Below are 3,904 nucleotides of genomic sequence, written 5' to 3' on the forward strand. Positions count from 1 at the left end.
ATTATTTAAGCGTAAGAACGTTCGGCGAGTCGAAGGAGTGGTTAAAGGTACTACCGGGTATTTTTGGAAAAATTCGGCAGCGTACGAACCTGCAGCTCGTAGATCTTGCCCGGATGTATTACGAAAATCCAGTTCAAGAATACCTTCGTCGCTATTTCCCAGGAGTACTTTCTCGCAAATATCTTTCGCGTTATCTGCTAATTGATACGATCTATCCCCGATAACAGAATCACACGCCTCGATCGCCAGCTTGTTTAAATCCGGTTCGTTATTCAGGGCCGCCTTCCACGCGTACACGTGAGCGAGAATTGCCCAGGCGGTGCCTTTGGATGGAACCTGTTTGCTCGTTATCGTGGCACCGTCCTCGTTTTTAAGGTTTGTTGCCACGGGCAGTAATCTCGTCGCTTCTTTCAAGTCCGCTATCGCGAAATCGGCCAGGTCTTGCCACTTGCTTCTCGCTTTCTCCCCGACATCCACGGATTCTTTCACGAGCGGGGCATCCCCCCAGGTTTTAAGGATGTAGAAATAGGTATACGCCCGGGTACATAAAGCTTGTCCCCGGTAAAAATCGTGCCTGTCTCCCGGTAAAGAAGCTAACCCTATATTATCAAGGATTAAATTACAGTTAGCGATAAGCCTGTACAATCCCACCCAGTTCAACTGGCCGTCAGTGCCTTTCCACGATGGTGTCCCGTTAGATGCACGAGACCATTGTGGGTTCATGTAGTCGAAGGGGAGTCCCCGATCCCGGTATAAAAGAGTCACGTTCCCGAACACGTTTCTAAATTCACGTTGCATCCCGTAAACGGCAGATTCGACGTCTTGTCCCGTTTTCCAGAAGTTACCATTAGTCACGGAATTTTCCGGCTCTTCGTTCAAAAAGTCCTCGCACCCGAAAAGTATTATCAAGGGTAACAAGAGTGACATGTATTTTATCTTTCTCATATCTTCAAAAATTTACAGTTAAACCTAGTGTTAATCTTTTGGCCAGGGGATAACTCCCGTAATCATCGATACCGGTCGTGAGATCAACTCTCTCCGGATCGGGGCCACTGTAATTATCGATCGTGAACACGTTTTCGGCAGAAAAGAATACACGGATGTTCATTTTCGTGGTCTTGATGATTCTCGGGGGTACGGTATATCCTAACGTGAATGATTTTAGCTTTATAAAACTAACACGCTCGACATTGGAGGACAAGTTGGTCGCGAAGTTGTTCAATCCTTTTTCAACCCGGTTCACGGGGAAATTAGTTTTATCTCCCGGTTTTTGCCAGAATGTTAAATCTCCCGGTTTGGCAGACAGGGGTTTCGTGGTCTCGTCAAGAGTTATCCCGAGTCTAGTCCCCACGGAAGCACCCTTCCCGGCGTTCAGGATGTGACGACCGATCACGAAATTGAACAAAACGTTCAAGTCGAAACCTTTCCATGACAAAGAACTCGTTATACCTCCCGATGCCTTCGGCAACGGCGATCCCTCGTATACACGGTCATCTTGCGAGGGTACAAGCACGTTGACCTGCCCGTTTCCGTCCACGTCGGCGATAACCCGGTCTCCCGGTCGATAGAATTGATAGATATTACTCCCGTACATGTACACTCTCGTGCCGTTCAGGTAGTATGACGGGATCTCCGACTCGCTGTTATAGTACCCCTTGTCCTTGTACACGTATATCCCGTTCAACGCCTTCCCGATCACGCTCAGGTTGTTGTTAAAATTCTCGACACCATTGAAATTCTGGAAATCCATCCCGTTAGTACTTTTTTTCAACCGGTTCCAGTTTCGCGCTATATTGAAGGACATATTCCACGTGAATTTTTCCTTCCGGATGATATCCCACTTCACCATGAACTCGATACCAGAATTGACGATAGCGTAAGCATTCTGCCATTGCCGCTGATACCCGGAATAATTCCCCGGTAGAGTTATATTGTACAGTAACTTGTCCGTGAGGCGGTGATAATAGTCAACTGTAATATTGACCTCGTGTTGGAAGAAATCCAAGTCCAACCCGAGATCGAACTGTTTCGTTTCTTCCCAGGTAAGTTTATCATTCATCAAACCTTGTGACCATTCTGGTTGCACTGTCGGGTGCCCGAGGAAGGGGGACGAGACAGTTAGTAAACCGTGGCTGATGTACGGTTGATCGAATTGTTTTCCCGATTTCCCGTAACTAACCCTGATCTTTCCGAAATCAAGCACGCTCCTTGCCCAGTCCATGAAAGGTTCTTCCGAGAAGGTGTAGCCAATCGCGTAAGAGGGAAATGTCGCCCAGCGCACGTTCTTGCCGAACTTAGAACTCGCGTCACGCCTGATCGTGAAAGAGGCGTGGTATTTTTGCTTGTAGTTATAATTCACTCGCCCGAACAAGCCGATCATGGTACTTTTCGTCCTGTCGGAATAAAAGTCTTTCAGTGTACGGCTTTTTTCGACATCGTACACGTTCTCGAACCAGCTCACGTAATGAATCAAGTCGCTCGGGGCCCTTTTCCCGTATCCTTGTAACGAGTTCGTTTCATCCATCTGGACGGAATGCCCCAGTAGAATATCTATGTTATGATCCTCGTTAAAAGAATGCTTGTAGGTCAACAGGTTCTCGTTTAGGAGCATCATCGCCCTTTCTATCTGGCCGCTAGAGAAACTCTCGTCGTTCTCGTCGAGGTAGGAGGGTTGGAACAGGTTCAGGTTTTGTTGCGAGTAATCCACGGCTACCGAGGTTTTGAAGGTCAGCCCCTTGATGATTTCATAACTAGCATCGAAGTTGGCCCGTACGCGGTACGACTCGTTCTTTTCATTTGTCCCCTTGAATCTTTTTATCATTTCATCAAAAGCGGGAGTCCCTTTCCCCGGTAGCAAGGTCGAGGTGCTCAACAGTTCATCGGGTATCCTCTCTAGGTCAAGCCCGGTAGTGAAATTGTACCCGTTTTGAGACCTTGAAGAGCGGTTCCTGCCGGTACGTGCGAGATAGAAACGCAGGTTCATGTTCATTTTCTCCACGGGAGTGATGAAAAGGTTGGACAACAATTTTACCCGGGTAAAGCCCGTTCCTCTTAACACGCCCGTCTCGTCGTAAAACCCGAGGCCAATATTGTACGCGATACTAGAGGCTCCCCCGGAGACTTGGATATTCGCGTCCGTGACTTTTGCCGTGCGGAAGTAATACTTGAATAAATCCGTCGAGTTATTATAGAACGGGTTTAAACTATCCTGGTATAGAGGTATCGTTCTCCCGTCCCCCATGTTCCAAAAATAGTTATAATCTGCCCCGTTCAGGTACGATTCGAGATAATTTTCCGGGTACTTGTAACGGTTGTTCTCGGGATCGAAATACGCTTCCTGCATGTTTCCCAACGCTTCCATCCGGACTTTTCTTTCCATGTTGCCACCGATCAGATCGGGTAGGGAAGGGCTGAAGATAAAAGTTCGTGAAACATTCAGGCTGACTTTTGCCTTCTGGTTAATCCTGCCTTTCTTGGTTGTCAGGAGAACCACGCCGTTCGCCGCCCGGGACCCGTATATGGCTGCCGAAGCGGCATCTTTCAAGATTTGTATTGATTCAATATCGTTAGGGTCAATTTCCGCCAGGGTGTTCAAGCCCGAGATCGGAGAGGTGAACGAGTACATGGGAACCCCGTCAACGACCCATAACGGGTTCGAGTACCGGCTTCCTTGTTCGACATCCAGTGAATTATACCCTCTTATCGTGACGATTGTACCTCCACCCCCGGGGGCTCCCGACGTGTTAAGCACGCTCATCCCGGCGACTCGTCCTTGTAACAAATTAGCCAAATTGGGAGAAGGTATGTCTTTTATCTCGTCAGCCTTGACGGTTGACATGGCTCCTATGACATTTCTTCTCGATTGTTCCCCGTAAGCGATGACGGTGACTTCATCAAGTTTCGA

At 48.1% G+C, this 3,904-nt stretch carries 2 protein-coding genes; both read right to left on the bottom strand.

Going from position 1 to position 3,904, the window contains the following annotated elements:
* Positions 1–945, bottom strand: a 945-nt coding sequence (locus Q5866_RS20830; RefSeq protein ID WP_303182301.1) for a RagB/SusD family nutrient uptake outer membrane protein, incomplete at its 3' end; no start/stop codon positions are given.
* A gap of 4 nt (positions 946–949) precedes the next feature.
* On the bottom strand, positions 950–3,904 hold a 2,955-nt coding region (locus Q5866_RS20835), incomplete at its 5' end, for a SusC/RagA family TonB-linked outer membrane protein (protein ID WP_303182303.1).

The organism is uncultured Butyricimonas sp., from assembly GCF_959596855.1.
Taxonomy (GTDB): Bacteria; Bacteroidota; Bacteroidia; order Bacteroidales; family Marinifilaceae; genus Butyricimonas; species Butyricimonas muris.